The following is a 22242-nucleotide window of genomic DNA, read 5'->3' as shown; positions in this document are numbered from 1 at the left end:
CCGGCCCGGGGCCCACCGGGTTGTGGGAGCACGTTCCGCAAGGCGAGCGGAGCGAGATGGGGGCACTCCCCCAGCCTTCGGCCGGGGGTACCCCCACCCAGCGTCTAGCTGGGGGAGCTGGCACAACCCGGCCACGGACCCGCGCCCAACAATGCACCTGTCCGGGGTCCAGGGGCAGCGCCCCTGGTTTCGGGAAGGGGCGGGGTGGGGGAACCAGCCCCCCGGGCCGGCCTCAGGGCGCCGAGCCGGCCCCGCCCACCCACCGTCGTGGTGCGTACCCGTTGCCGGGTGCGGCCGGGTTGGGCCAGCCTCCCCCAAAGCTTCCTTTGAGTGGGGGAGGACGGCCTACCCCCAACCCAGCTACTTGGCGACCTCGGCGTAAGCCGCAATCAGCACGGCCGGGTCCGGGCCTTCCAGGACCGTGGGCTTGGCGAGGCCGTCGAGGACGATGAAGCGGAGGCGGTCGCCGCGGGACTTCTTGTCGACCTTCATGGTTTCGAGGAGCTTGGGCCACTGGTCGTAGCGGTAGCTGAGGGGGAGGCCGACGGACTCGAGGACGGCGCGGTGGCGGTCGGCGGTGGCGTCGTCCAAGCGGCCGGCGAGGCGGCCGAGTTCGGCGGCGAAGACCATGCCGATGGAGACGGCGGCGCCGTGGCGCCAGTTGTAGCGCTCGTTCTTCTCGATGGCGTGGGCCAGCGTGTGACCGTAGTTGAGGATCTCGCGGAGCCCCGACTCCTTGAGGTCGGAGGAGACCACCTCGGCCTTGACCCGGATCGCGCGCTCCAGCAGTTCCTGGGTGTGGGCACCTTCGGGGCTGCGGGCGGCGACGGGGTCGGACTCGATGAGGTCGAGGATCGTCGGGTCGGCGATGAAGCCGGCCTTGATGATCTCGGCGAGACCGCTGACGTAGTCATTGACCGGCAGCGAGTCGAGCGCGGCCAGGTCGCACAGCACGCCGGCGGGCGGGTGGAAGGCGCCGACGAGGTTCTTGCCCTCGGCGGTGTTGATGCCGGTCTTGCCGCCGACCGCCGCGTCGACCATGCCGAGCACGGTGGTCGGTACGGCGATCCAGCGCACACCGCGCAGCCAGGTCGCGGCGACGAAGCCGGCCAGGTCCGTGGTCGCGCCGCCGCCGACGCCGACGATGATGTCGGTGCGGGTGAAGCCCGTCTGGCCGAGGGCCTTCCAGCAGTAGGCGGCGACCTCGACGGTCTTGGACTCCTCGGCGTTCGGGAGCTGGATCGCGATGGCCTCGTAGCCCTGCTCCGCGAGGTCCTCGCGCAGTGCCTCGCCGGTAGCGGCCAGCGCCTCGGGGTGCAGCACGGCGACCCTTTGAATACCACCGCGGCGCGCAGCGCCTCCGTTGAGGGTGGTGGTGGGCAACGGGCGGGCGTCGGTGCCGATCAGGCCGGGCAGTTCGCCGAGCAACTGCCGGCCGACGAGCACCTCGTACGGTGCGGTGCCCGCGCTGCCGGCGACCTGGATGCGGGTGGGGGCGGCGGTCATACGGGCTTCAACTCCAGGGCGTCCAGGACGACTTCGGCGACTTCCTCGGCGGTGCGGCCTTCGGTGCTGACGACGGCGCGGGCCACCTCGGTGTAGAGCGGGCGACGGGCCTCCATCAACTCGCGCCATTTCTGGCGGGGGTTGACGGCCAGCAGCGGGCGGGCGGTGTCCAGGCCGACGCGCTTGACCGCCTCGGCGACGCCCATGTCGAGGAAGACCACCGGCAGCCCGGTGAGCAGCTTGCGGGTGTCGTCGCTGAGGATGGCGCCGCCGCCGAGCGCCAGGACGCCGTCGTGCTCGGCCAGAGCCGCGCGCACCGCCTCGGCCTCGAGGGCGCGGAAGTGCGTCTCACCCTCGTCGACGAAGATCTCGGCGATGGGCCGGCCCTGGGCGGCGACGATGTCGGCGTCGGTGTCCCGGCAGACCATGCCGAGGTGGGCAGCCACCAGCTCACCGACCGTGGTCTTGCCGACGCCCATGGGTCCGACCAGGACCACCGCGGGCGCGCTCATCGGATGACCAGATTGTCGAGGTAGCCCTGGACGTTGCGGCGGGTCTCGGGGACGCTGTCGCCGCCGAACTTCTCGGCCACCGCGTCGGCCAGCACCAGCGCGACCATCGCCTCGGCGACGATCCCGGCGGCCGGCACCGCGCACACGTCCGAGCGCTGGTGGTGGGCCTGGGCCACCTCGCCGGTGGTCACGTCGATCGTGGCCAGCGCGCGCGGCACGGTCGCGATCGGCTTCATGGCGGCCCGTACACGCAGCAGCTCGCCGGTGGTCAGGCCACCCTCGGTGCCGCCTGAGCGGCCGGTGGTGCGGCGGATGCCGTCGGCGGTCGGGACGATCTCGTCATGTGCCTTGGAGCCCGGCACCCGGGCGAGGCCGAAGCCGTCGCCGACCTCAACGCCCTTGATGGCCTGGATGCCCATCAGCGCGGCGGCCAGTCGTGCGTCCAGCCGGCGGTCCCAGTGCACGTGCGAGCCGAGGCCCACCGGCACGCCGTACGCGAGCACCTCCACCACGCCGCCGAGGGTGTCGCCGTCCTTGTGGGCCTGGTCGATCTCGGCGACCATCCGCTTGCCGGCGTCGGCGTCCAGGCAGCGCACCGGGTCGGCGTCGAGCTGCTCGACGTCCGCCGGGGTCGGGTAAACGCCGTACGGGGCCTTGGCCGCCGCCAGCTCCACGACATGGGAGACGATCTCGATGCCGGTGGTCTCCTTGAGGTACGAGCGGGCCACCGCGCCCAGCGCGACGCGGGCGGCGGTCTCACGGGCGCTGGCGCGCTCCAGGATCGGCCGGGCCTCGTCGAAGCCGTACTTCTGCATGCCCGCCAGGTCGGCGTGGCCGGGGCGGGGCCGGGTCAGCGGGGCGTTGCGGGCCAGGCCGGCGAGGATCTCGGGGTCGACGGGGTCGGCCGCCATGACCTGCTCCCACTTGGGCCACTCGGTGTTGCCGACCATGACCGCGACCGGGCTGCCGAGCGACAGGCCGTGCCGTACACCCCCCAGGAAGGTGACCTCGTCCCGCTCGAACTTCATCCGGGCACCGCGGCCATAGCCCAGCCGCCGCCGCGCCAGCGCGTCCGCCACCATGTCCGTGGTGATCGGCACGCCGGCGGGAAGTCCCTCCAGCGTCGCCACGAGTGCGGGGCCGTGCGACTCCCCCGCGGTCAGCCAGCGCAACCTGCTCAACGGTGCTCCTCAAGTACTGCGCGTACGAAAGTGCGGCCAGCGCCCCTCTTCGTACGACTGCGGCTCGGGGCGAAAGCTGCCATTCGATCCTCCCACGTTTCCCAACGTAGTTTGCGCCGGTCCACGGTGCGGACGCACTCAGCGGCCGCGCAGCGCTGCCTCACCCGCCGCGCGCATCGCGGCGAGCGGGGCGGGCTTGAGCCCGGTCATCTGCTCGACCTGCAGCATCGCCTGGTGCACCAGGAGGTCGAGCCCGCCGACGACCGCGCCGCCGCGCGCTGACCAGGCGGCGGCAAGCGGCGTGGGCCACGGGTTGTAGAGCACGTCGAAGAGCGTGCCCGGGGCCTCGGGCACGGCGCCGGCCAGCGCGTCGGCAGCCCCCGCAGGGGTCGTGGCGATCACCAGCGGAGCGTGGAGCGCCTCGGCGGCGTCCTCCCAGGCGGCGGTGCGGACTGCGACGCCCAGCCGCTCACCCCACTGGCGCATCTCGGCGGCACGGTCGGGGCTGCGTACGTACGCGGTGACCTCGCCGGTGCAGATGGCCGAGAGGGCGGCCAGGGCGGAGGATGCGGTGGCGCCGGCGCCGAGGACGGCGGCCGATTCGACGCGGTCGACGCCGCGCTCGCGCAGGGCGGCGACCATGCCGGGGATGTCGGTGTTGTCGCCGAGGCGGCGGCCGTCGTCGGTGAGGACCACCGTGTTGACGGCCTCGACGGAGGCCGCCGTTTCGGTGATCTCGTCGAGGAGTGGGATCACCGCGCGCTTCAGCGGCATGGTGAGCGAGAGACCGGCCCACCGCTGCCGTTCGGCCTCCAGCTCCTTGAGGAAACCCGGCAAGGCCTCCTCATCCACCTCGAAGCGGTCGTACGACCAGCCGGTCAGGCCCAGCTCGGCATAGGCGGCGCGGTGCAGCACCGGGGAGAGCGAGTGGCCGATGGGCGAGCCGAGCACTGCTGCTCTGCGGGCGCTGGGCATACGGGTTCAGGGCTCCTGCGGCGGTCTGGTTACTGGCACGATCCGGAGGTCGAGTTCAGGGTCTGGCCATGGTATTCGCAGTACACCTTGACGTTCTTGAGGTGGTCGGCCCAGGTCACGGCGAAGCGGGTGTCGCCGGGCTTGACCGTCACCCAGTACACCCAGTCGCCCTTGGTCGGGTTCAGGACGGCCTCTATGGCGTCGGCGCCCGGGTTGGCGATGGGCGTCGGAGGCAGGCCGGTGTTGGTGTAGGTGTTGAAGCCACCGGCGTTCGAGGCGAGTTCGGCGCTGGTCAGATTGGTCTTGTCCAGGTGGTACTGCAGCGTCGAGTCGAGCTCCAGCTTGTGGTTGGTGCGGGTGGTGTTGAGCCGGTTGTAAAGGGCGCGGGCGGCCTTGCCCATGTCCGCCTTCTGGTCGACCTCGGCCTGCAGGATGCTCGCCTCGATTATCACGTCGTAGGCGCTGGTGAGGTTGACGTTCTTGCCCGCGGCGGCGAGGTCGAGCTTGGTGTACTCGGTCTTGGCGTTCTGGACCATCTGCTTGAGCAGGGCGACGGGCGTGATCTTGCTGCCGATCGAGTAGCGCGCCGGGTAGAGGAAGCCCTCGGGGTTGTCGCCGGCGTACGAGGGCAGGCCGAGCGAGCCGACGTTGTCCTGGGCGGCCTTCTCGGTGGTGCCGGAGCTGACCTTGAGCTTGGCGTCGATCAGCCCGTAGATCTTGGTGGCGCGCAGGCCCTCGGGGATGATCAGCACGTTCTGGGAGCTGGGGTCGAGCATCATCGTGACGGCCGACTTGGCGGACATCTGCCCGCGTAGCACGTAGACGCCGGCCTGGATGAGCTGGCCCTTGGGGTCGGCGCTGACCGCCGTTGTGAAGGCCTCGACGCTCTTGACCACGTCGGCCTTCTTGAGGATGTTGCCGATCGCGACCCCGTTCGCTCCCTTGGGGATCTCGACCTGGACCTCGCCCTTGCCGGAGCCGGAGTAGTCCGGGGCCGGGCCGAAGTGCTGCTGGTAGTACTGGTAGCCGTACCAGGTCGCGCCCGCGCCACCGCCGCCGAGGACGAGCAGCACGACGAGGCACGCGCAGCCGCTGCGGCGCTTCTTGCCGCCCTTGGTCTTGCCCTTGCCGCCGCGTGTGCGACGGCCGTCGCGCGGGTCGTCGTCCTCGTCGTCATCGTCGCCGCCGGTGAAGAAGGCGTGGGTCTCCTCGGCGGGGATCGCCTCGGGGTCCCAGTCCGCGGGCGGCGGGGGGCTGGTGCGCAGCGGCTGCTGCTGGGGCTGCGGCTGCTGCTGTTGTTGGGGCTGCTGTTGCTGGTCGTACTGCTGCTGCCCGTAGTGCTGCTGCTGTTGGGGCTGCTGGGGGTGTTGCGGCTGCTGCCCCTGGTACTGCGGGGGCTGGGGCGGCGGGTAGCCGCCCTGGCCGTAGTAGTCGGCCTGCTGGCCGCCGTTGGCGTAGGGGTCGCCGTATGGGTCGCCCGGGTTCCCGCCGTACGCGGCCGGGGCGCCGCCCCAAGTGTCGTACTGCTGCTGCGGCTGCTGGTGCTGCTGCGGCTGCTGGTGCTGCTGCGGCTGCTGGTAGCCCTGCTGGTCGTACTGGGGCTGCTGGCCCGTCGCGTATGGGTCCCAGCCGCCCTGCTGCTGCCGGTACTGGGGCTGCTGCTGGTGCTGCTGGTTGCTGTCCCACTGGTCACCGAAGAGAGGATCTTCGGGGTGCCACGGTTCGGAGCCGGGGCTCCGGCCATAGTCAGTCATCGATCCCCTAGCCTCGCGTGGTGGCAGCCGGTCGGCAGCCCCGCTTGTGGAAGGGCTGTGCAGCGCGGAACGTTACCGTACCGCGATCAGATAAACGGTTCGACGCTCTCGCCCGGAGCTTTACCAGACACCCGTTCGGTCTCAAGTGCGCTCTGCAGGATGACGACGGCAGCCGCTTGATCCACCACGGCCCGGCCCTTCTTGGCCTTGACGCCCGAAGCGCGCAGTCCATGGGTGGCGGTGACGGTGGTCATCCGCTCGTCGACCAGCCGCACCGGGACCGGTGTGATGATTTTCGCCACATCCTGCGCGAAGGCCCTGACCTTGGCCGCGGCGGGTCCCTCGCTACCGCTGAGGGAGCGAGGGAGCCCGACGACGACCTCGATCGGCTCGTACTCGGCGACGATCTCGCTGAGCCGGCGCTTGGCCGCCGGGACGTCGCGCCCCGGCACGGTCTCGACCGGGGTGGCGAGGACCCCGTCGGGGTCGCACGAGGCGACCCCGATCCGGGCGTCCCCGACGTCGATCGCGAGGCGCCGGCCCCTGCGCATCAGGCCTTCTCAGCGACGAGACGCTGGACGGCGCCGATGGCCTCCCCGACGGCGGCCGGGTTCTGGCCACCGCCCTGGGCCACGTCGTCCTTGCCGCCACCGCCGCCGCCGAGGGTCTTGGCGGCGGTACGGACCAGCTCGCCGGCCTTGATGCCGCGTTCGCGGGCGGCCTCGTTGGTGGCGACGACGGTCAGCGGGCGGCCGTTCGTCACGGTGAACAGGGCCACGACGGCCGGGCGGCCGCCGGTGATGCGCTGCCGTACGTCCAGGACCAGCTTGCGCAGGTCGTCGCCGCCGGTGCCCTCCGGGACCGTACCGGTCACCAGGGCGACGCCCTTGACGTCCTGGGCGCCGGCGGCGAGCCCGGCGGCGGCCTGGAGCACCTTGTCGGCGCGGAAGCGCTCGATCTCCTTCTCGGCGTCCTTGAGCTTGGCCAGGACGCCGGAGATCTTGTCGGGCAGCTCCTCGGGGCGGCCCTTCACCAGGTCCGTGAGCTGGGAGACGATCGTGTGCTCGCGGGCCAGGAAGTTGTAGGCGTCCACCCCGACCAGGGCCTCGACGCGGCGCACGCCGGAGCCGATCGAGGACTCGCCAAGCAGCTTGACCAGGCCGAGCTGGGCGGTGTTGCCGACGTGCGTGCCGCCGCACAGCTCCTTGGAGTAGTCGCCGATGGTGACGACGCGCACCCGGTCGCCGTACTTCTCGCCGAACTCGGCGATGGCGCCCTGCTTCTTGGCCTCGGCGATCGGCAGGACCTCGGCGGTCACGTCGAGTTCGCGGGCGAGCACCTCGTTGATCTTCTGCTCGACGTCGGTGAGCACCGTGCCGGGGACGGCGGTCGGCGAGCCGAAGTCGAAGCGGAAGCGGCCCGGGGAGTTCTCCGAACCGGCCTGGGCGGCGGTCGGGCCGAGGGCGTCGCGCAGCGCCTGGTGGGTGAGGTGGGTGGCGCTGTGGGCGCGGGCGATGGACCGGCGGCGTACGAGGTCGATCTGGGCCAGGGCGCCCGAGCCGACGGTGACCTCGCCGACCTGGACGACGCCCTTGTGCACGGTGACACCCGGCACCGGCTGCTGGACGTCGCGGACCTCGATGACGGCGCCGGTGTCGATCCGGATCCGGCCGGTGTCGGCGAGCTGGCCGCCGCCCTCGGCGTAGAAGGGGGTGCGGTCGAGGATGACCTCGACCTCGTCGCCCTCGTTGGCGGCCGGGGACGGCACGCCGTCGACCAGCAGGCCGACGACGGTGGCCTCGCCCTCATTGTGGGTGTAGCCGGTGAACTCGGTGGTGCCGGCGGCGTCGGCGACGGCCCGGTAGGCGGAGAGGTCGGCGTGGCCGCTCTTCTTGACCATGGCGTCGGCCTTGGCGCGGTCCCGCTGCTCCTTCATGAGCCGGCGGAAGCCCTCCTCGTCCACCGACAGGCCCTGCTCGAAGGCCATTTCGAGGGTGAGGTCGATCGGGAAGCCCCAGGTGTCGTGGAGCAGGAAGGCCTTGTCACCGGGAAGCACCTTGCCGCCGGAGGCCTTGGTCTCGCTGACGGCGGTGTCGAGGATGTTGGTGCCGGCCTTGAGCGTCTTGAGGAAGGCGGCCTCCTCGGCCAGGGCGACGGTCTCGATGCGCTTGCGGTCCTCGATCAGCTCCGGGTACTGCTGGCCCATCGAGTTGATGACGACGTCCACCAGGTCGGCGACGACCGGCTGGTTGGCGCCGAGCAGACGCATGTTGCGGATGGCACGGCGCATGATGCGACGCAGCACGTAGCCGCGGCCCTCGTTGCCGGGGCTGACGCCGTCGCCGATGAGCATGACGGACGTACGCATGTGGTCCGCGACCACGCGCAGCGACACGTCGGAGGCGTGGGCGGCGCCGTAGGCGACCCCACTCAGCTCGGTCGCCTTGTCGATGACGACGCGCAGGTTGTCGGTCTCGTACATGTTCTGTACGCCCTGCAGGATCATGGCGAGGCGTTCGAGACCGAGGCCGGTGTCGATGTTCTTGGCGGGCAGGTCGCCGAGGATCGGGAAGTCCTCCTTGCCGGTGCCCTCGCCGCGCTCGTACTGCATGAAGACCAGGTTCCAGATCTCCACGTACCGCTCGTCGTTGACCGCCGGCCCGCCCTCTTCGCCGAACTCGGGGCCGCGGTCGTAGTTGATCTCGGAGCACGGGCCGCAGGGGCCGGGGACGCCCATGGACCAGAAGTTGGGGCCCATGCCGAGGCGCTGGATGCGCTCGGCGGGGACGCCGATCTTCTCGCGCCAGATCTGCTCGGCCTCGTCGTCGTCCTCGTAGACGGTGATCCAGAGCTTCTCGGGTTCAAGGCCGAAGCCGCCGTCCGCCACGGAGCTGGTGAGCAGCTCCCAGGCGTAGGTGATGGCGCCTTCCTTGAAGTAGTCGCCGAAGGAGAAGTTGCCGCACATCTGGAAGAACGTGCCGTGCCGGGTGGTCTTGCCGACCTCTTCGATGTCGGGGGTGCGCACGCACTTCTGCACGCTCGTGGCGCGCTTGAAGGGGGGTTTGACCTCACCGAGGAAGTACGGCTTGAAGGGGACCATGCCCGCCGGGACCAGCAGCAGCGTGGGGTCGTCGGCGATGAGGGACGCCGAAGGCACAACGGTGTGCCCGCGCTCCTCGAAGAAGCGCAGCCAGCGGCGGCGGATTTCAGCCGACTCCATCAGTGATCGTCCTTCCGGTTGTACGCGATCGCCGGGCGCTGCCCGGGGAGATCGAGATCAGGGGCCGTACGGCCCAGTGCGTCGTTGAGCTGGTCCTCGCGCTCGGCCATGCCGGCGCGTACGTCCTGCGCGAAGGTGCGCAGCCGGTCCCCCGCTTCGAGCGCCTTGTCGGCCGCCTTGGCGGCCAGGCTCTCGGGGCTGAGGCTGCGGATCTTGCGGTGGACCTTGGTGGTGGCCCAGACACCGGTTGCAGCGCCGGCGGTGAACCAGAAAGCGCGGCGGAACATGCAGGTCAGCCCCTCGACTTACGGTCACGGGCGGACGGCAGGGTCCGGCCGACGACCACGGTGTGCTTCTTCGCCGCGCCCTTGGCCCCGCCGGCCTGGAGGCCGAACGCGCGCCTGACGGCGTAGCCGAAGGCGGCCACCTTGACCAGCGGGCCGCCGAAGGTGGAGGCGACGGTGGTGGAGAGCGCGGACGCGTTGGCGGTGACTTCGGCGACGTCCGACGTGATGGTGTCCACCCGGTCCAGCTGGGTGTGCGCGGAGCGCACCGCGGCCGACGCCTCGCCGAGCAGCGGCACGGCCTGCTCGGTGACGTCCGCGACGAGCCGCGTCGCCTGCCGCAGCGTCTGCGCCAGCCTGACCAGGACCACGGCCAGGAAGGACACCAGGATCGCCCAGAAGACGGCCACGATGAGGCCGGCCACCTCTCCACCGGACACGAAGCTGCTCCTTGGAAGTTGCACGGCGGTTGATTCCGCATCGGTACTCGGGAATCGACAATGGAGAACCGATAACAGATACCGACCTTATCGCGCCGGACCCCGGCCCCCGTACCGCATTACCGGCGGGGCGGACGGCCGGATCGACGACGGGGGTTGACGCCCTGGCTGTACGTTCCGCACACCCGTCAGTACGCTCCGTGACCAATGCGGCCCCATCCGACCCCAGGCAACCTCCCCGCGGAGCTGAACCACTTCGTGGGGCGCCGGCGTGACCTGTCGGAGGTCGCCGCCCTGCTGGGCCGGGCCAGACTGGTCACGCTGAGCGGGGTCGGCGGGGTCGGCAAGAGCCGGCTCGCGGTGCGGGCGGCCGTGGAGGCCGCCTCGGGCGACCGATTCCCCGACGGGGCCTGGCTGGTGAAGCTGGCGCGCGTACGGGACCCCGGGCTGGTGGAGCACTCGGTGGCCGAGGCGCTGGGGCTGACCGACCACACCACCCGGCTGCCGCTGGCCGCGCTGGCCGCCCACCTGGCCGACCGGGAGCTGCGGCTGGTGCTGGACTGCTGCGAGCGACAGGTGGAGGCCACCGCCCGGCTGACCGAGGCGCTGCTGCGGCGGGCGCCGGGGTTGCGGGTGCTGGCTACCTCCCGGCAGCCGCTGGGCGTGGCGGGGGAACACGTACTGCCCCTCGATCCGCTGGCGGATGGCGCGGTGGAGCTCTTCGCGGACCGGGCGGCGGCCGCGCTGCCCGGCTTCGCGGTGGACGAGGCCAACCGGTCCGAGGTGGCGGAGCCGTGCCGCCGTCTGGACGGCCTCCCGCTGGCCCTGGAGCTGGCGGCGGGCCGGATGCGGGCGCTGCCGCTGGAGCAGATCCTGGAGCGGCTCGACGACCGCTTCGCGCTGCTGACCCGGACCCGGGTGCTGCGCGGCCCGGTACGCGAGACGGCCCGCCGTCTCCGGGGAGACGGCGGGCCGGTCGTACGCGCTGAATCGACCGGAGCGGCCGAAACGCTGGATCAGCGGGCGTAGTACTCGACGACGAGCTGCTCGTCGCAGATCACGGGGACCTCGCGACGGTTCGGCAGACGGTCCAGGCGGAAGGCCAGCGCCTGCAGGTTGACCTGCAGGTACTTGGCGACCTCGCCCTCGCCGGCCCAGCCACCCTCACGGGCGACCTGGAACGGCGTCTTGTTGCGGGAGCGCTCGCGGACCTGGACGACGTCGTCCGGCTTCACGCGGAAGGACGGCTTGTCGACCTTCTGGCCGTTGACCTCGATGTGGCCGTGCACGACCTGCTGGCGGGCCTGGTAGATGGTGCGGGCCAGCCCGGCGCGCAGGACGAGGGCGTCCAGGCGGCGCTCCAGCTCGACGACCAGGGCCTCACCGGTCTTGCCTTCGGCCTTCTTGGCGCGGTCGTAGGCGCGGGCCATCTGGCGCTCGGAGATGTCGTACTGAGCGCGGAGGCGCTGCTTCTCGAGCAGACGGACCTTGTAGTCGCTGTTCTGCTTGCGGCCGCGACCGTGCTCGCCCGGCGGGTAGGGGCGGGCCTCGAAGTACTTGACAGCCTTCGGGGTGAGCGCGATACCGAGCGCCCTGGACTTCTTGACCTTGGGACGCGACTGGTTAGGCACGTTCTCCAGACCTCCGTGTAAGTTAGGTTAGGGTTACCTTAACTGAGGAGATCGCATGTCTCGCCCTGGGAACACCAAGCGCATCACAGACAACGCCAACGCTCTTTCCAACAGCGTTGGACCCGACGCCGTTGGTGAAACCCAAGGCGAAGGGATGACGGAGGTCCGATCAGCCCATGGTCAGCCGCGTCCCAGCGGGCATGAAACCGCTCGACTGCCGTCAGCAGCCGAACGCACACGAACTCTCGTACAGAGTACAGCGTCGGCGGTACTGGTCATTCCCGGCCTCGACGGGGTGCGGCAGGACGAGATCACCCCTGGTGAGCGGACCACCGGCACCGACGGCGACGTCTTCCTGCTGTTTCCGGCGGATTCGCCCGCGGTTCGGGCCGCCACACACGCCGAGGCCGACGAGCTGCCCGCTGTGCTGGAGATCACCGACGTCGCCCCGGTGGCGGTGCCGAACCGGATCCGGGGCCGCGCCCGGGTCGCCGGGTGGCTCACCTGCGCGCGGGAGCTGCCCGCCAGGCCCGGCAGCGTATGGCTGCGCCTGGAGATCGGCGAGGTGTCGGTGGACGACCTGTGGGGCGCGGAGCCGGTCGCCCCGGAGGACTTCGTCGCGGCGGCGGCCGACCCGCTGGTCGACCACGAGGCCGAGCTTCTGCAGCACCTGGCGTCCTCGCACGCCGACCAGCTCGACTGGCTGTGCGCATTGGCGAGCGGCGCCTGCGAGATCGTGCCGGAGCGCGCGGTGCCGCTGGCGCTCGACCGCTTCGGGCTGCGGGTGCGCTTCACCGGGAACGGCGGTGCCTTCGACGCCCGCTTCGAATTCCGGTCGCCGGTGCGAGGCCCGAGGAGCTGCACCGGGCGATGCGCTCCCTCTTCGAGGCGGCGTACGGCGTGGCGCGCCCGGAGCCGTCCTAGTCGCTTGCGAGCCGCTCGCGGACCCGCTCGACCACGTCGGCGTACCGCGCCTCGGCGCCGTGCCTGGTTGGCTCGTAGTACCGCGCGCCGTGGATGGCGTCCGGGGCGTACTGCTGCGCGGCGATGCCGCCCGGCACGTCGTGCGGATAGACGTAGCCCTGGGCGTGGCCCAGCTTGGCGGCGCCCTTGTAGTGCCCGTCGCGCAGATGGGGCGGTACGGGGCCGGCCTTGCCCGCCCGGACGTCAGCGAGGGCGGCGCCGATGGCCAGGGTCGCGGCGTTGGACTTGGGTGCCAGGGCGAGCGCGATGGTGGCGTGGCTGAGGGTGAGGGCGGCCTCGGGGAAGCCGATGAGCGCGACGGCCTGGGCGGCGGCGACGGCGGTGGGCAGCGCGGTGGGGTCGGCCAGGCCGATGTCCTCGCTGGCGGAGATCATCAGGCGCCGGGCGATGAAGCGCGGGTCCTCGCCGGCCTCGATCATGCGGGCCAGGTAGTGCAGGGCGGCGTCCACGTCAGAGCCTCGGATCGACTTGATCAGGGCGCTGGCCACGTCGTAGTGCTGGTCGCCGTCGCGGTCGTACTTCACGGCGGCCCGGTCGACGGTCTCCTCCAGCGTGGCGAGGCTGACCGAGTCCTCGCCCTTCGCCATAGCAGCGCCCGCGCCTGCCTCCAGCGCGGTGAGCGCCCGCCGCGCGTCGCCGCCCGCTATCCGCAGCAGATGCGCCTCGGCGTCCTCGGCCAGTGTGACCGCGCCGCCGAGACCACGCTCGTCGGTGAGCGCGCGGCGCAGCAGACCCCGCAGGTCCTCGTCGGTGAGCGGCTCAAGGGTAAGCAGCAGCGAGCGGGACAGCAGCGGCGAGATCACCGAGAAGTACGGATTCTCGGTGGTGGCGGCGATGAGGGTGACCCAGCGGTTCTCCACGGCGGGCAGCAACGTGTCCTGCTGCGCCTTGCTGAAGCGGTGGATCTCGTCGAGGAACAGCACGGTGTCGCGGCCGTACATCCCGGACTGCTGCTTGGCGCTCTCGATGACCGCGCGGACCTCCTTGACGCCCGCGGTGATCGCCGACAGCTCCACGAAGCGCTTCTCGGTGGCCTGGCTGACGACATACGCCAGCGTGGTCTTCCCCGTCCCCGGCGGGCCCCACAGGATCACCGACGACGGGCCCGCCGGTCCCCCGGCGCCCTCGCCCACGAGCCGGCGCAGCGGCGATCCCGGCCGCAACAGGTGTCCCTGCCCGACCACCTCGTCCAGGGTGCGCGGGCGCATACGTACGGCCAGGGGACTGCCGCCCGGCTCACGAGCCTGGCGGTCCTCGGCGGCTGCGGTGAACAGGTCGGGCTCCACGACATCGAAGCCTATGTCACCGCACTGACAACGCCGTCCCGGCTCAGAGGAGCGTGCTCCAGTACGACCACCAGCGGGTCAGGATCAGCATGATGATGATCCCGTACCAGAGCACCGGGATCACCCAGTGGAACTCCAGCACCATCGACCGCGCCCCGGCGGGGACCTTGATCACGCCGTGCTTGATGTTGTGTACGGCGGTGTACCAGAACAGGGCGATGGTGACGGCCCAGGCCAGCGAGCACCAGAGGCACAGGGAGCCGATGCTGTACAGCGACTGGTACTGCAGCCAGGTCACGAAGCCGACACCGAACACGGTGCCGGCCTGCAGGCCGAGCCAGTACCAGCGGCGGTAGCGGGCGCCGGCGAACAGGCCCATGCCGATGGCGACGACGATCGGGTAGGCGACCATGCCGATCATCGGGTTGGGGAACCCGAAGACGTGCGACTGCTCGCTCTTCATGATGTTGCCGCACGAGATGATCGGGTTCAGGCTGCAGCCGGGCACGAAGTTCGGGTCCTCGAGCAGCTTGAACTTGTCGATCACGATGACCCACGAGGCCAGCAGGCCGAGCGCCCCGCAAACCACGAGCAGCCAGCTGAAGGCCTTGCCCGCACCGATCCGCCCGTCCGGTTCCTGCCGCTCGTCGCCGGTACGAGCCTCATCAAGCGCTGGTGCCACCATGTCGCCGTTTCCCTAGGTCCGTCGTGTGCCGCTCGGGCCGATCCGCACTGCCCAACGCTAGCGGCCCGGCGGAAGTGCCGGGCGCATCGCGCTGTTTTTTGAGGCGGGCTTTCAGGCCCTTTTCTCCAGCAGAGTCGTGACGACCTCGGCCAGAGGGACCGGGTTCTGCTCGCCGCTCTCCAGATCCTTGAGCTGGACGACGCCCTCGGCGAGGTCCCGCTCACCGGCGACGATCGCGTACCGGGCGCCGGAGCGGTTGGCGGACTTCATGGCGTTCTTCAGGCCCTTGCCGCCGTACGCGAAGTCGGTGGCGACCCCGGCCCTGCGCAGCTCGGTGACCGTGGTGAACAGCACCTGGCGCGCCTCCTCGCCGAGCGGCACGGCGAACACCTCGGTGGTCGGGGGCAGTTCGAGCTCGATGCCCTCGGCCTCCAGCGCCAGCACCGTACGGTCCACGCCGAGCGCCCAGCCGACGGACGGCAGGGCGGGGCCGCCGATCATCTCGGACAGGCCGTCGTAGCGGCCGCCGCCCCCGACCGCGGACTGCGAACCGAGGCCGTCGTGGACGAACTCGAAGGTGGTGCGGGTGTAGTAGTCCAGGCCGCGCACCAGCTTCACGTCGTCCTCGAAGGCGACCCCGGCCGCCGTCAGCAGCTCCCGCACTTCCTCGTGGTACGCCTTGCAGGCGTCGCAGAGGTAGTCGCGCAGCACGGGCGCGCCGGTCAGCTGCTTCTGGACGTCGGGGCGCTTGTCGTCGAGGACCCGCAGGGGGTTGATGTCGACGCGGCGGCGCGTGTCCTCGTCCAGGTCAAGGCCGCGCAGGAAGTCCTGGAGCGCGGTCCGGTAGACGGGGCGGCATTCCTTGTCGCCCAGCGAGTTCAGCAGGATGCGGAATTCGCGCAGGCCGAGGGAGCGGTAGGCCTGGTCGGCGAGGATGATCAGCTCGGCGTCCAGTAGCGGGTCCTCGGCGCCGATCGCCTCGGCGCCCACCTGTGAGAAGTGCCGGTAGCGGCCCTTCTGCGGGCGCTCGTAGCGGTAGTACGAGCCGGAGTACCAGAGCTTGACCGGCAGGTTTCCCGTCTTGTGCAGGTTGGCCTCCAGCGCGGCGCGCAGGACGGAGGCCGTGCCCTCGGGACGCAGGGCGAGCTCGTCGCCGCCCTTGGTGGTGAGGGTGTACATCTCCTTGGTCACGATGTCGGTGGACTCACCGACGCCGCGCGCGAAGAGCTCGACGTTCTCGAAGCCGGGTGTCTCGACGTAGCCGTAGCCGGAGTTCCGCAGCGGCGCGGCGATGGCCTCGCGCACCGCCAGGAACTTCGCGGAGTCGGGCGGAAGCAGGTCGTACGTGCCCTTGGGTGCGTTGAAAGTGCTCACGGAAGGTCTCTCGTCACAATCCTCGTCGCGGAGCCTCGCCGGCCACGTCCCGCAGGTACGGGTTGGCGGCGCGCTCGCGGCCGATGGTGGTCTGGGGGCCGTGGCCGGACAGCACCACGGTCGAGTCGTCGAGCGGCAGGCACACGCGGGCCAGCGATTCGAGCAGCTCGGCCGTGTCGCCGCCGGGCAGGTCGGTACGTCCGACGGAGCCGGCGAACAGCAGGTCGCCCGAGAAGAACACCGACGGGATGTCGACGGTCTGCGGCAGCCTGAAGGTCACCGACCCCCTGGTATGGCCGGGCGCGTGCGCGACGGTCAGGTCCAGCCCCGCCAGCTCCACCCTGCTGCCGTCGGTCAGTTCCCTGAGGTCGTCCGGTTCGCCGACGGTCAGCTCGCCCATCAGCTGCTGGCCGATCGTGCGTCCCAGGGCCTTCTCCGGGTCGCTGAGCATGTAGCGGTCCTCGGGATGTATCCAGGCCGGCACATCGTGGGCCCCGCAGACCGGGACGACCGACGCCACGTGGTCGATGTGGCCGTGGGTGAGGATCACGGCGACAGGCTTGAGCCGGTGTTTGGCGAGGGTCTCATCGACGCCCTGGGCCGCCTGGTGGCCCGGGTCGATGATGACGCACTCCTCACCGGCGGCGGGGGCGACCACATAGCAATTGGTCCCCCAGGCCCCGGCCGGGAACCCGGCAATAAGCACGTTCGTCCTTCTGTCGTCCACGGGAGATCTACGCAGTCCAGCAGTGCACGAGCCTACCGGCGCCGCCACGGCCGTCGCGAACCAGTAACGTCACTGGACGACGGGACGCGGGAACGCGAAGATCTCCGGAACGCGGAATCACGTTCGGAATACCGGCAATCGGGAGAAGGCGCAGTGGTCACGAAGGATCAGCGGCGGCGGCAGCTCGCCCGCGAGAAGTTCGAGCGGCAGCAGCAGCGGCGGGTCGCGGAGCGGTCCAAGTACCGGCGGCGCAATGCCGTGATCGCCGCGGTGGTCGCGGTCGTCGTCGCGGCGGGCGGTGCCTCCTGGGCCATGGGCCTCGGGAGCGGTACGAAGGACGACGCCGCGGCGTCGGCGTCCACCTCCCCCTCCGCGAGCACGGCCAGCAAGGCTCCCGACCCCTGCGCGAAGGCGGCTGCCGGCAGCGTCGCCACCAAGACGTGGAAGCAGGAGCCGGCGGTCACGATCGACAAGACGGCGAAGTACGTCTTCGACCTGCAGACCACCTGCGGTGACATCGCCTTGAACCTGGACGCGGCGAACGCCCCGCACACGGTGAACTCGTTCAAATTCCTTGCCGACAACGGCTACTTCGACCACACCAAGTGCCACCGCCTGACGACCTCGGGCATCTACGTGCTGCAGTGCGGCGACCCGACCGGGCAGGGCTCCGGTGGCCCCGGCTACACGATCCCGGACGAGAACCTCAAGGCGAAGTCCATCTCCAAGGGCACGTACCCGGCGGGCACCGTCGCGATGGCCAACACCGGCAGCGCGCACACCGGCGGCAGCCAGTTCTTCCTTGTCTACAAGGACAGCACGCTACCCGCGAGCTACACCCCGTTCGGCACGATCAGCAGTTCGGGCATGACGGTCCTGAACAAGATCGCCGCCGCGGGTGCGGCGGGCGGCACCGGCGACGGCGCCCCCAACGCCACCGTCGTGATCAACAAGGCGACCGTCACCAAGTCCTGACCGCAGTGGCGCCCCGGCCCCGACCGTTCGTGAATTTCGCCTGTGCGGGATACGGACAGCCGGGGTACCGGTCGCCTATGTTGGCGGTTGTATAGGGTGCGTGCGCCGGCTCTGAGGAGTTTCAGCGGCGCACCGGACCTGCCATGGCGTGGCCCTGGCAGGATGAAACTGTGGAAGATGCCCGGGGTCCCATCCGACAGCCGGGCATCAGGTGAGGAGGCTGCCGTGAGCAGCGACCCGTGGGGCCGCGTCGACGAGACGGGGACCGTGTACGTGCGTACGGCCGAGGGCGAGCGGGAGGTCGGTTCGTGGCAGGCAGGCTCTCCCGAGGAGGCGCTGGCCTACTTCGAGCGCAAGTACGAAGGCCTCGTCGTTGAGATCGGCCTCCTCGAGCGCCGGGTGCGTACCACCGATCTCGCCCCGAAGGACGCGCTGACCGCCATCGAGCACCTGCGTGCCTCGGTGGACGGCGCACACGCGGTGGGCGACCTGGAGGCGCTGTCCAAGCGGCTCGACGCGCTGGTCGGCCTGGTGGACTCCCGCCGCGAGGAGCGCAAGGCCGCCAAGGCCAAGCAGACCGACGAGGCCAAGCACTCCAAGGAGCAGCTGGTCGTCGAGGCCGAGCAGCTCGCGGAGAGCGAGCAGTGGCGGTCGGCCGGTGAGCGGCTGCGCGCGCTGGTGGACACCTGGAAGGGCCTGCCGCGTCTGGACCGCAAGACCGACGACGAGCTGTGGCACCGCTTCAGCCACGCCCGCTCGGTCTTCTCCAAGCGCCGCAAGGCGCACTTCGCCTCGCTGGACGCCCAGCGCGAGGAGGCGCGGCGCACCAAGGAGAAGCTGGTCGAGGAGGCGCAGTCGCTGTCCGGCTCCACCGACTGGGGCCCGACCGCCGCCCGCTACCGTGAGCTGATGAACGACTGGAAGGCCGCCGGGCGCGCACAGCGCGAGGCCGAGGACGATTTGTGGAACCGTTTCCGCGGTGCGCAGGACGTCTTCTTCGCGGCGCGCTCCGAGGTCTTCGCCGAGCGGGACGTGGAGCAGCGGGAGAATATGGCCGGCAAGGAGGAGCTGGCCATCGAGGCCGAGAAGCTTCTTCCGGTGTCCGATCTCAAGGGCGCCCGCGCGGCGTTCCGGACGATCAACGAGCGCTGGGAGGCCATCGGCCACGTCCCGCGCGACGCCCGGCCGAAGATCGAGGCCCGGATGCACGCGGTCGAGCGGGCGATCCAGGAGGCCGAGGAGACCGAGTGGCGCCGTACGAACCCGGAGGCCCGCGCACGGGCTGCCGGGCTCACCGGGCAGCTCCAGGCGGCCGTGGACAAGCTGGCCGGGCAGGTCGAGGCGGCTCGTGCCGCGGGCAACACCGCGAAGGCGGACAAGCTCGCCCGGGAGCTCGAGGGGCGCCAGGCGCTGCTTGACCAGGCTCTGAAGGGGCTGCAGGAGTTCGGCGGCTGAAGCCGGAAGTAGCAAAAGCGGCCCCCGGCACGGCTTCGTGCCGGGGGCCGCTTTCTTGCGTCGTTTTCTTCGTACGTCGCTACGTCGCTACTTCGCCCGGGCCGAGGTCACCCGGTACACGTCGTAGACGCCCTCCACACCGCGTACGGCCTTGAGGACGTGGCCGAGGTGCTTGGGATCGCCCATCTCGAAGGTGAAGCGGGAGGTGGCGACCCGGTCGCGGGAGGTCTGGACGGCGGCCGAGAGGATGTTGACGTGCTGGTCGGACAGGACGCGGGTGACGTCGGACAGCAGACGGGAGCGGTCCAGGGCCTCGACCTGGATGGCGACCAGGAAGACCGAGGACTGGGTGGGCGCCCATTCGACGTCGATGATCCGCTCGGGCTGCTGCGACAGCGAGTCGACGTTGACGCAGTCCGCGCGGTGCACGGAGACCCCGGCGCCGCGGGTGACAAAGCCGACGATGGGGTCGCCCGGGACGGGGGTACAGCACCGGGAGAGCTTGACCCAGACGTCCTTCTCGCCCTTGACGATGACGCCCGGGTCGGCGTTGCGCCGCTTGGTGCGGCTGCGCGAGGGGGTGGTGACCTCGGCGATGTCCTCGGTCGCGCCCTCTTCCCCGCCCAGGGCCTCGACGAGCTTCTGCACGACGGACTGCGCGGTGATGTGCCCCTCGCCGATCGCCGCGTACAGCGCGGAGATGTCGGGGTAGCGCATCTCGTGCGCGAGCGTGACGAGCGAGTCGCCGGTCAGCACCCGCTGGATCGGCAGGTTCTGCTTGCGCATGGCCCGCGCGATGGCTTCCTTGCCCTGCTCGACGGCCTCCTCGCGGCGCTCCTTGGAGAACCAGGCGCGGATCTTGTTGCGGGCCCGCGGCGACTTGACGAAGCCGAGCCAGTCGCGGGACGGCCCGGCGCCGGCGGCCTTGGAGGTGAAGACCTCGACCGTGTCGCCGTTGTCGAGCGTGGACTCCAGCGGTACGAGACGGCCGTTGACGCGGGCGCCTATGGTGCGGTGGCCGACCTCGGTGTGGACGGCGTACGCGAAGTCGACGGGCGTGGCCCCCGCCGGAAGCGCTATGACGTCACCCTTGGGGGTGAAGACGAAGACCTCGTTCTGCGAGAGGTCGAAGCGCAGCGACTCCAGGAACTCGCCCGGGTCCTCGGTCTCCTTCTGCCAGTCCAGCAGCTGGCGCAGCCACGCCATGTCGTTGATGGCGTCGCCCTCGCCGCGCCTGGGCGTGTCGGTGCGGACCTTGGAGGTGCCGGCGACGGCCTCCTGCTTGTACTTCCAGTGCGCGGCGATGCCGTACTCGGCGCGGCGGTGCATGTCGAAGGTGCGGATCTGCAGCTCGACCGGCTTGCCGCTGGGCCCGATGACGGTGGTGTGCAGCGACTGGTACATGTTGAACTTGGGCATCGCGATGTAGTCCTTGAACCGGCCGGGGACCGGATTCCACCGCGCGTGGATGGTGCCCAGCGCCGCGTAGCAGTCGCGGACGGTGTCGACCAGTACGCGAATTCCCACCAGGTCGTAGATCTCTGCGAAGTCGCGGCCTCGCACGATCATCTTCTGGTAAACGCTGTAGTAGTGCTTCGGCCGTCCGGTGACGGTCGCCTTGATGCGGGCGGCGCGCAGGTCCTGCTGGACCTGGTCGGTGACCACGGCAAGGTATTCGTCGCGCTTGGGGGCGCGCTCGGCGACCAGGCGGACGATCTCGTCGTACATCTTGGGGTAGAGGATCGCGAAGGCGAGGTCCTCCAGCTCCCACTTGATGGTGTTCATGCCCAGCCGGTGGGCCAGCGGGGCGTAGATCTCCAGCGTCTCGCGGGCCTTCTTCTCCTGCTTCTCCCGCTTGAGGTAACGCATGGTGCGCATGTTGTGCAGGCGGTCTGCGAGCTTGATGACCAGGACGCGCGGGTCCTTGGCCATGGCGACGACCATCTTGCGCACGGTCTCGGCCTGGGCGGCCTCGCCGAACTTGACCTTGTCCAGCTTGGTGACGCCGTCCACCAGCAGGGCGACCTGGTCGCCGAAGTCTCGGCGCAGCGCGTCGAGGCCGTACTCGGTGTCCTCGACGGTGTCGTGCAGCAGGCCCGCCATCAGTGTGGCCGGGTCCATGCCGAGCTCGGCCAGGATGGTGGTGACGGCGAGCGGGTGGGTGATGTACGGGTCGCCGCTCTTGCGCTTCTGGCCGCGGTGCCAGCGCTCGGCGACCTGGTAGGCCCGCTCGATCTGGCGCAGCTCGGCGCTGTCGCCCTTGGGGTCGTTACTGCGGACTATCCGCAGCAGGGGCTCCAGGACCGGGTTGTACGGGCTGGAGCGCTGGACGCCGAGGCGGGCGAGGCGGGCGCGGACACGGTTGGAGGGGGCCGCGGCGGGGCGTGCCGGAGTGACACTGCCGGGGGTGCGTACGGGCCGGGCAGCGGGCGCGGGCGGGTCGGCGGGGGCCGGAGACGCGGCGGGCGCTGCAGGTGCGACAGTGTCCGCGGCGGTGACTGGCTGGGCCGGCTGGGCCTCGTCGTGCAAGGGCACTCCTCAAGGGGGTCCGAGACACCATGGTACTGATCCGGTGGCCATCATCGCGTCCTGTCCCCCGTCTGTCCCCCGCGCAACGGCTGTCCCAACGGAAAGAGGCGGGTCCGTGGTGGACCCGCCTCTCCTTCCGCTGCCTGCCTCAGATGGAGATCAGTGCCTCCAGCGGGGCCCCGTCGAGGGCCGGCGCCAGTCGCGCCCGCCCGCCGAGGAAGCCCAGCTCCAGCAGCACCGCGACCCCCGCGACCTGGGCGCCGCTGCGGCGGACCAGTTCGAGGGACGCCTCGGCGGTGCCGCCGGTGGCGAGCACGTCGTCGATGACCAGCACCCGGTCGCCGGCGGTGAAGGCGTCCTGGTGCACCTCGATCTCGGCGGTGCCGTACTCCAGCTCGTACGCCCGCCCGAGGGTCGCCCCGGGCAGCTTTCCGGCCTTGCGTACGGGTACGAAGCCGAGGCCCGCCCGGGCAGCGGCGGGGGCGGCGAGGATGAATCCGCGCGCCTCCAGACCGACGACCTTGTCCGCGCCGTGCCGCGCGGCGAGCGCGGCCAGGGCGTCCACCAGCGCGTTGAACGCGATGGGGTCGGCGAGCAGCGGGGTGATGTCCTTGAACATCACGCCCGGCGTCGGGTAGTCGGGCACATCCCGGATGCGGCTGAGCAGCAGGCTGCGCAGTTCGTCCGGGGCTGCGTCCGTCGTGGTCATCTCAGTTTCCTTGCT

19 protein-coding genes and 1 pseudogene are annotated in these 22242 nt (G+C 70.8%); 4 read left to right on the top strand and 16 right to left on the bottom strand.

The window, feature by feature from the left end; all coding sequences use genetic code 11:
- Window positions 1-360: 360 nt before the first annotated feature.
- From aroB to EFK10_RS25670, 9 genes are all read right to left on the bottom strand, one after another.
- Window positions 361-1506 carry a 3-dehydroquinate synthase gene (gene aroB / locus EFK10_RS25710; protein ID WP_127358042.1) on the bottom strand — a complete coding sequence of 382 codons (1146 nt, stop codon included), beginning with the start codon at window positions 1504-1506 and terminating at the stop codon, window positions 361-363.
- The gene (locus EFK10_RS25705) at window positions 1503-2018 is read right to left on the bottom strand and encodes a shikimate kinase (RefSeq protein WP_127358041.1); all 516 of its coding nucleotides are present in this window, start codon (window positions 2016-2018) and stop codon (window positions 1503-1505) included. Before EFK10_RS25705 ends, aroB begins: the two co-directional genes overlap by 4 nt.
- Window positions 2015-3199 (bottom strand): chorismate synthase, encoded by a 1185-nt coding sequence (gene aroC / locus EFK10_RS25700; protein WP_127358040.1) that lies wholly within the window; start codon window positions 3197-3199, stop codon window positions 2015-2017. The genes EFK10_RS25705 and aroC overlap by 4 nt, the downstream gene beginning before the upstream one ends.
- A 138-nt stretch (window positions 3200-3337) precedes the next feature.
- A complete protein-coding gene (locus EFK10_RS25695) occupies window positions 3338-4174 on the bottom strand; it encodes a shikimate dehydrogenase (RefSeq protein WP_127358039.1) in 837 nt (278 codons plus the stop codon).
- A gap of 29 nt (window positions 4175-4203) precedes the next feature.
- Window positions 4204-5928, bottom strand: a complete 1725-nt coding sequence (gene mltG / locus EFK10_RS25690) for an endolytic transglycosylase MltG (protein WP_127358038.1) — start codon at window positions 5926-5928, stop codon at window positions 4204-4206.
- Between the two features lie 86 nt (window positions 5929-6014).
- Entirely contained in the window at window positions 6015-6479 is a 465-nt protein-coding gene (ruvX, locus tag EFK10_RS25685) for a Holliday junction resolvase RuvX (protein WP_127358037.1), read from the bottom strand.
- On the bottom strand, window positions 6479-9148 hold the full coding sequence (alaS, locus tag EFK10_RS25680) for an alanine--tRNA ligase (RefSeq protein ID WP_127358036.1): 2670 nt from the start codon (window positions 9146-9148) through the stop codon (window positions 6479-6481). Before alaS ends, ruvX begins: the two co-directional genes overlap by 1 nt.
- Window positions 9148-9435 (bottom strand): DUF6167 family protein, encoded by a 288-nt coding sequence (locus tag EFK10_RS25675; protein WP_127358035.1) that lies wholly within the window; start codon window positions 9433-9435, stop codon window positions 9148-9150. Before EFK10_RS25675 ends, alaS begins: the two co-directional genes overlap by 1 nt.
- A 5-nt stretch (window positions 9436-9440) precedes the next feature.
- On the bottom strand, window positions 9441-9872 hold the full coding sequence (locus tag EFK10_RS25670; RefSeq protein WP_127358034.1) for a DUF948 domain-containing protein: 432 nt from the start codon (window positions 9870-9872) through the stop codon (window positions 9441-9443).
- Window positions 9873-10079: 207 nt separating this feature from the next.
- On the opposite strand from EFK10_RS25670, the gene EFK10_RS25665 reads away from it, so the two are divergent.
- Complete coding sequence (locus EFK10_RS25665; protein WP_206305585.1) at window positions 10080-10901, top strand: ATP-binding protein; 822 nt, start codon at window positions 10080-10082, stop codon at window positions 10899-10901.
- Here the strand turns inward: EFK10_RS25665 and rpsD are convergent.
- Complete coding sequence (gene rpsD / locus EFK10_RS25660; protein WP_127358033.1) at window positions 10889-11503, bottom strand: 30S ribosomal protein S4; 615 nt, start codon at window positions 11501-11503, stop codon at window positions 10889-10891. The genes EFK10_RS25665 and rpsD overlap by 13 nt on opposite strands.
- A 214-nt stretch (window positions 11504-11717) precedes the next feature.
- On the opposite strand from rpsD, the pseudogene EFK10_RS50865 reads away from it, so the two are divergent.
- A pseudogene (locus tag EFK10_RS50865) lies at window positions 11718-12427 on the top strand (DUF2470 domain-containing protein).
- On the opposite strand, the gene EFK10_RS25650 reads toward EFK10_RS50865, so the two are convergent.
- From EFK10_RS25650 to EFK10_RS25635, 4 genes are all read right to left on the bottom strand, one after another.
- Complete coding sequence (locus tag EFK10_RS25650) at window positions 12424-13773, bottom strand: replication-associated recombination protein A (protein WP_127358032.1); 1350 nt, start codon at window positions 13771-13773, stop codon at window positions 12424-12426. The pseudogene EFK10_RS50865 and the gene EFK10_RS25650 overlap by 4 nt on opposite strands.
- Window positions 13774-13816: 43 nt before the next feature.
- Complete coding sequence (locus EFK10_RS25645; RefSeq protein ID WP_127358031.1) at window positions 13817-14458, bottom strand: vitamin K epoxide reductase family protein; 642 nt, start codon at window positions 14456-14458, stop codon at window positions 13817-13819.
- A 111-nt stretch (window positions 14459-14569) separates the two neighbouring features.
- Window positions 14570-15832 carry a histidine--tRNA ligase gene (gene hisS / locus EFK10_RS25640; RefSeq protein WP_127358030.1) on the bottom strand — a complete coding sequence of 421 codons (1263 nt, stop codon included), beginning with the start codon at window positions 15830-15832 and terminating at the stop codon, window positions 14570-14572.
- Window positions 15833-15845: 13 nt separating this feature from the next.
- Window positions 15846-16538, bottom strand: a complete 693-nt coding sequence (locus tag EFK10_RS25635; RefSeq protein WP_127358029.1) for an MBL fold metallo-hydrolase — start codon at window positions 16536-16538, stop codon at window positions 15846-15848.
- A gap of 174 nt (window positions 16539-16712) precedes the next feature.
- Between EFK10_RS25635 and EFK10_RS25630 the strand changes: the two genes are divergently transcribed.
- Together EFK10_RS25630 and EFK10_RS25625 are read left to right on the top strand one after the other, a co-directional pair.
- Entirely contained in the window at window positions 16713-17534 is an 822-nt protein-coding gene (locus EFK10_RS25630) for a peptidylprolyl isomerase (RefSeq protein ID WP_127358028.1), read from the top strand.
- A 225-nt stretch (window positions 17535-17759) separates the two neighbouring features.
- Window positions 17760-18989 carry a DUF349 domain-containing protein gene (locus tag EFK10_RS25625; protein WP_127358027.1) on the top strand — a complete coding sequence of 410 codons (1230 nt, stop codon included), beginning with the start codon at window positions 17760-17762 and terminating at the stop codon, window positions 18987-18989.
- A gap of 87 nt (window positions 18990-19076) precedes the next feature.
- On the opposite strand, the gene EFK10_RS25620 is transcribed toward EFK10_RS25625, so the two are convergent.
- Entirely contained in the window at window positions 19077-21518 is a 2442-nt protein-coding gene (locus EFK10_RS25620) for a RelA/SpoT family protein (RefSeq protein ID WP_127358026.1), read from the bottom strand.
- Between the two features lie 148 nt (window positions 21519-21666).
- Window positions 21667-22227, bottom strand: a complete 561-nt coding sequence (locus EFK10_RS25615) for an adenine phosphoribosyltransferase (RefSeq protein ID WP_127358025.1) — start codon at window positions 22225-22227, stop codon at window positions 21667-21669.
- Between the last annotated feature and the right edge of the window lie 15 nt (window positions 22228-22242).

It is taken from the genome of Streptomyces soli (genome assembly GCF_003999195.1).
Lineage (GTDB): Bacteria > Actinomycetota > Actinomycetes > Streptomycetales > Streptomycetaceae > Actinacidiphila > Actinacidiphila soli.
The sequence above is the reverse complement of the archived record's forward strand: the minus strand, read 5'-3'. Positions and strand labels throughout refer to the sequence as shown.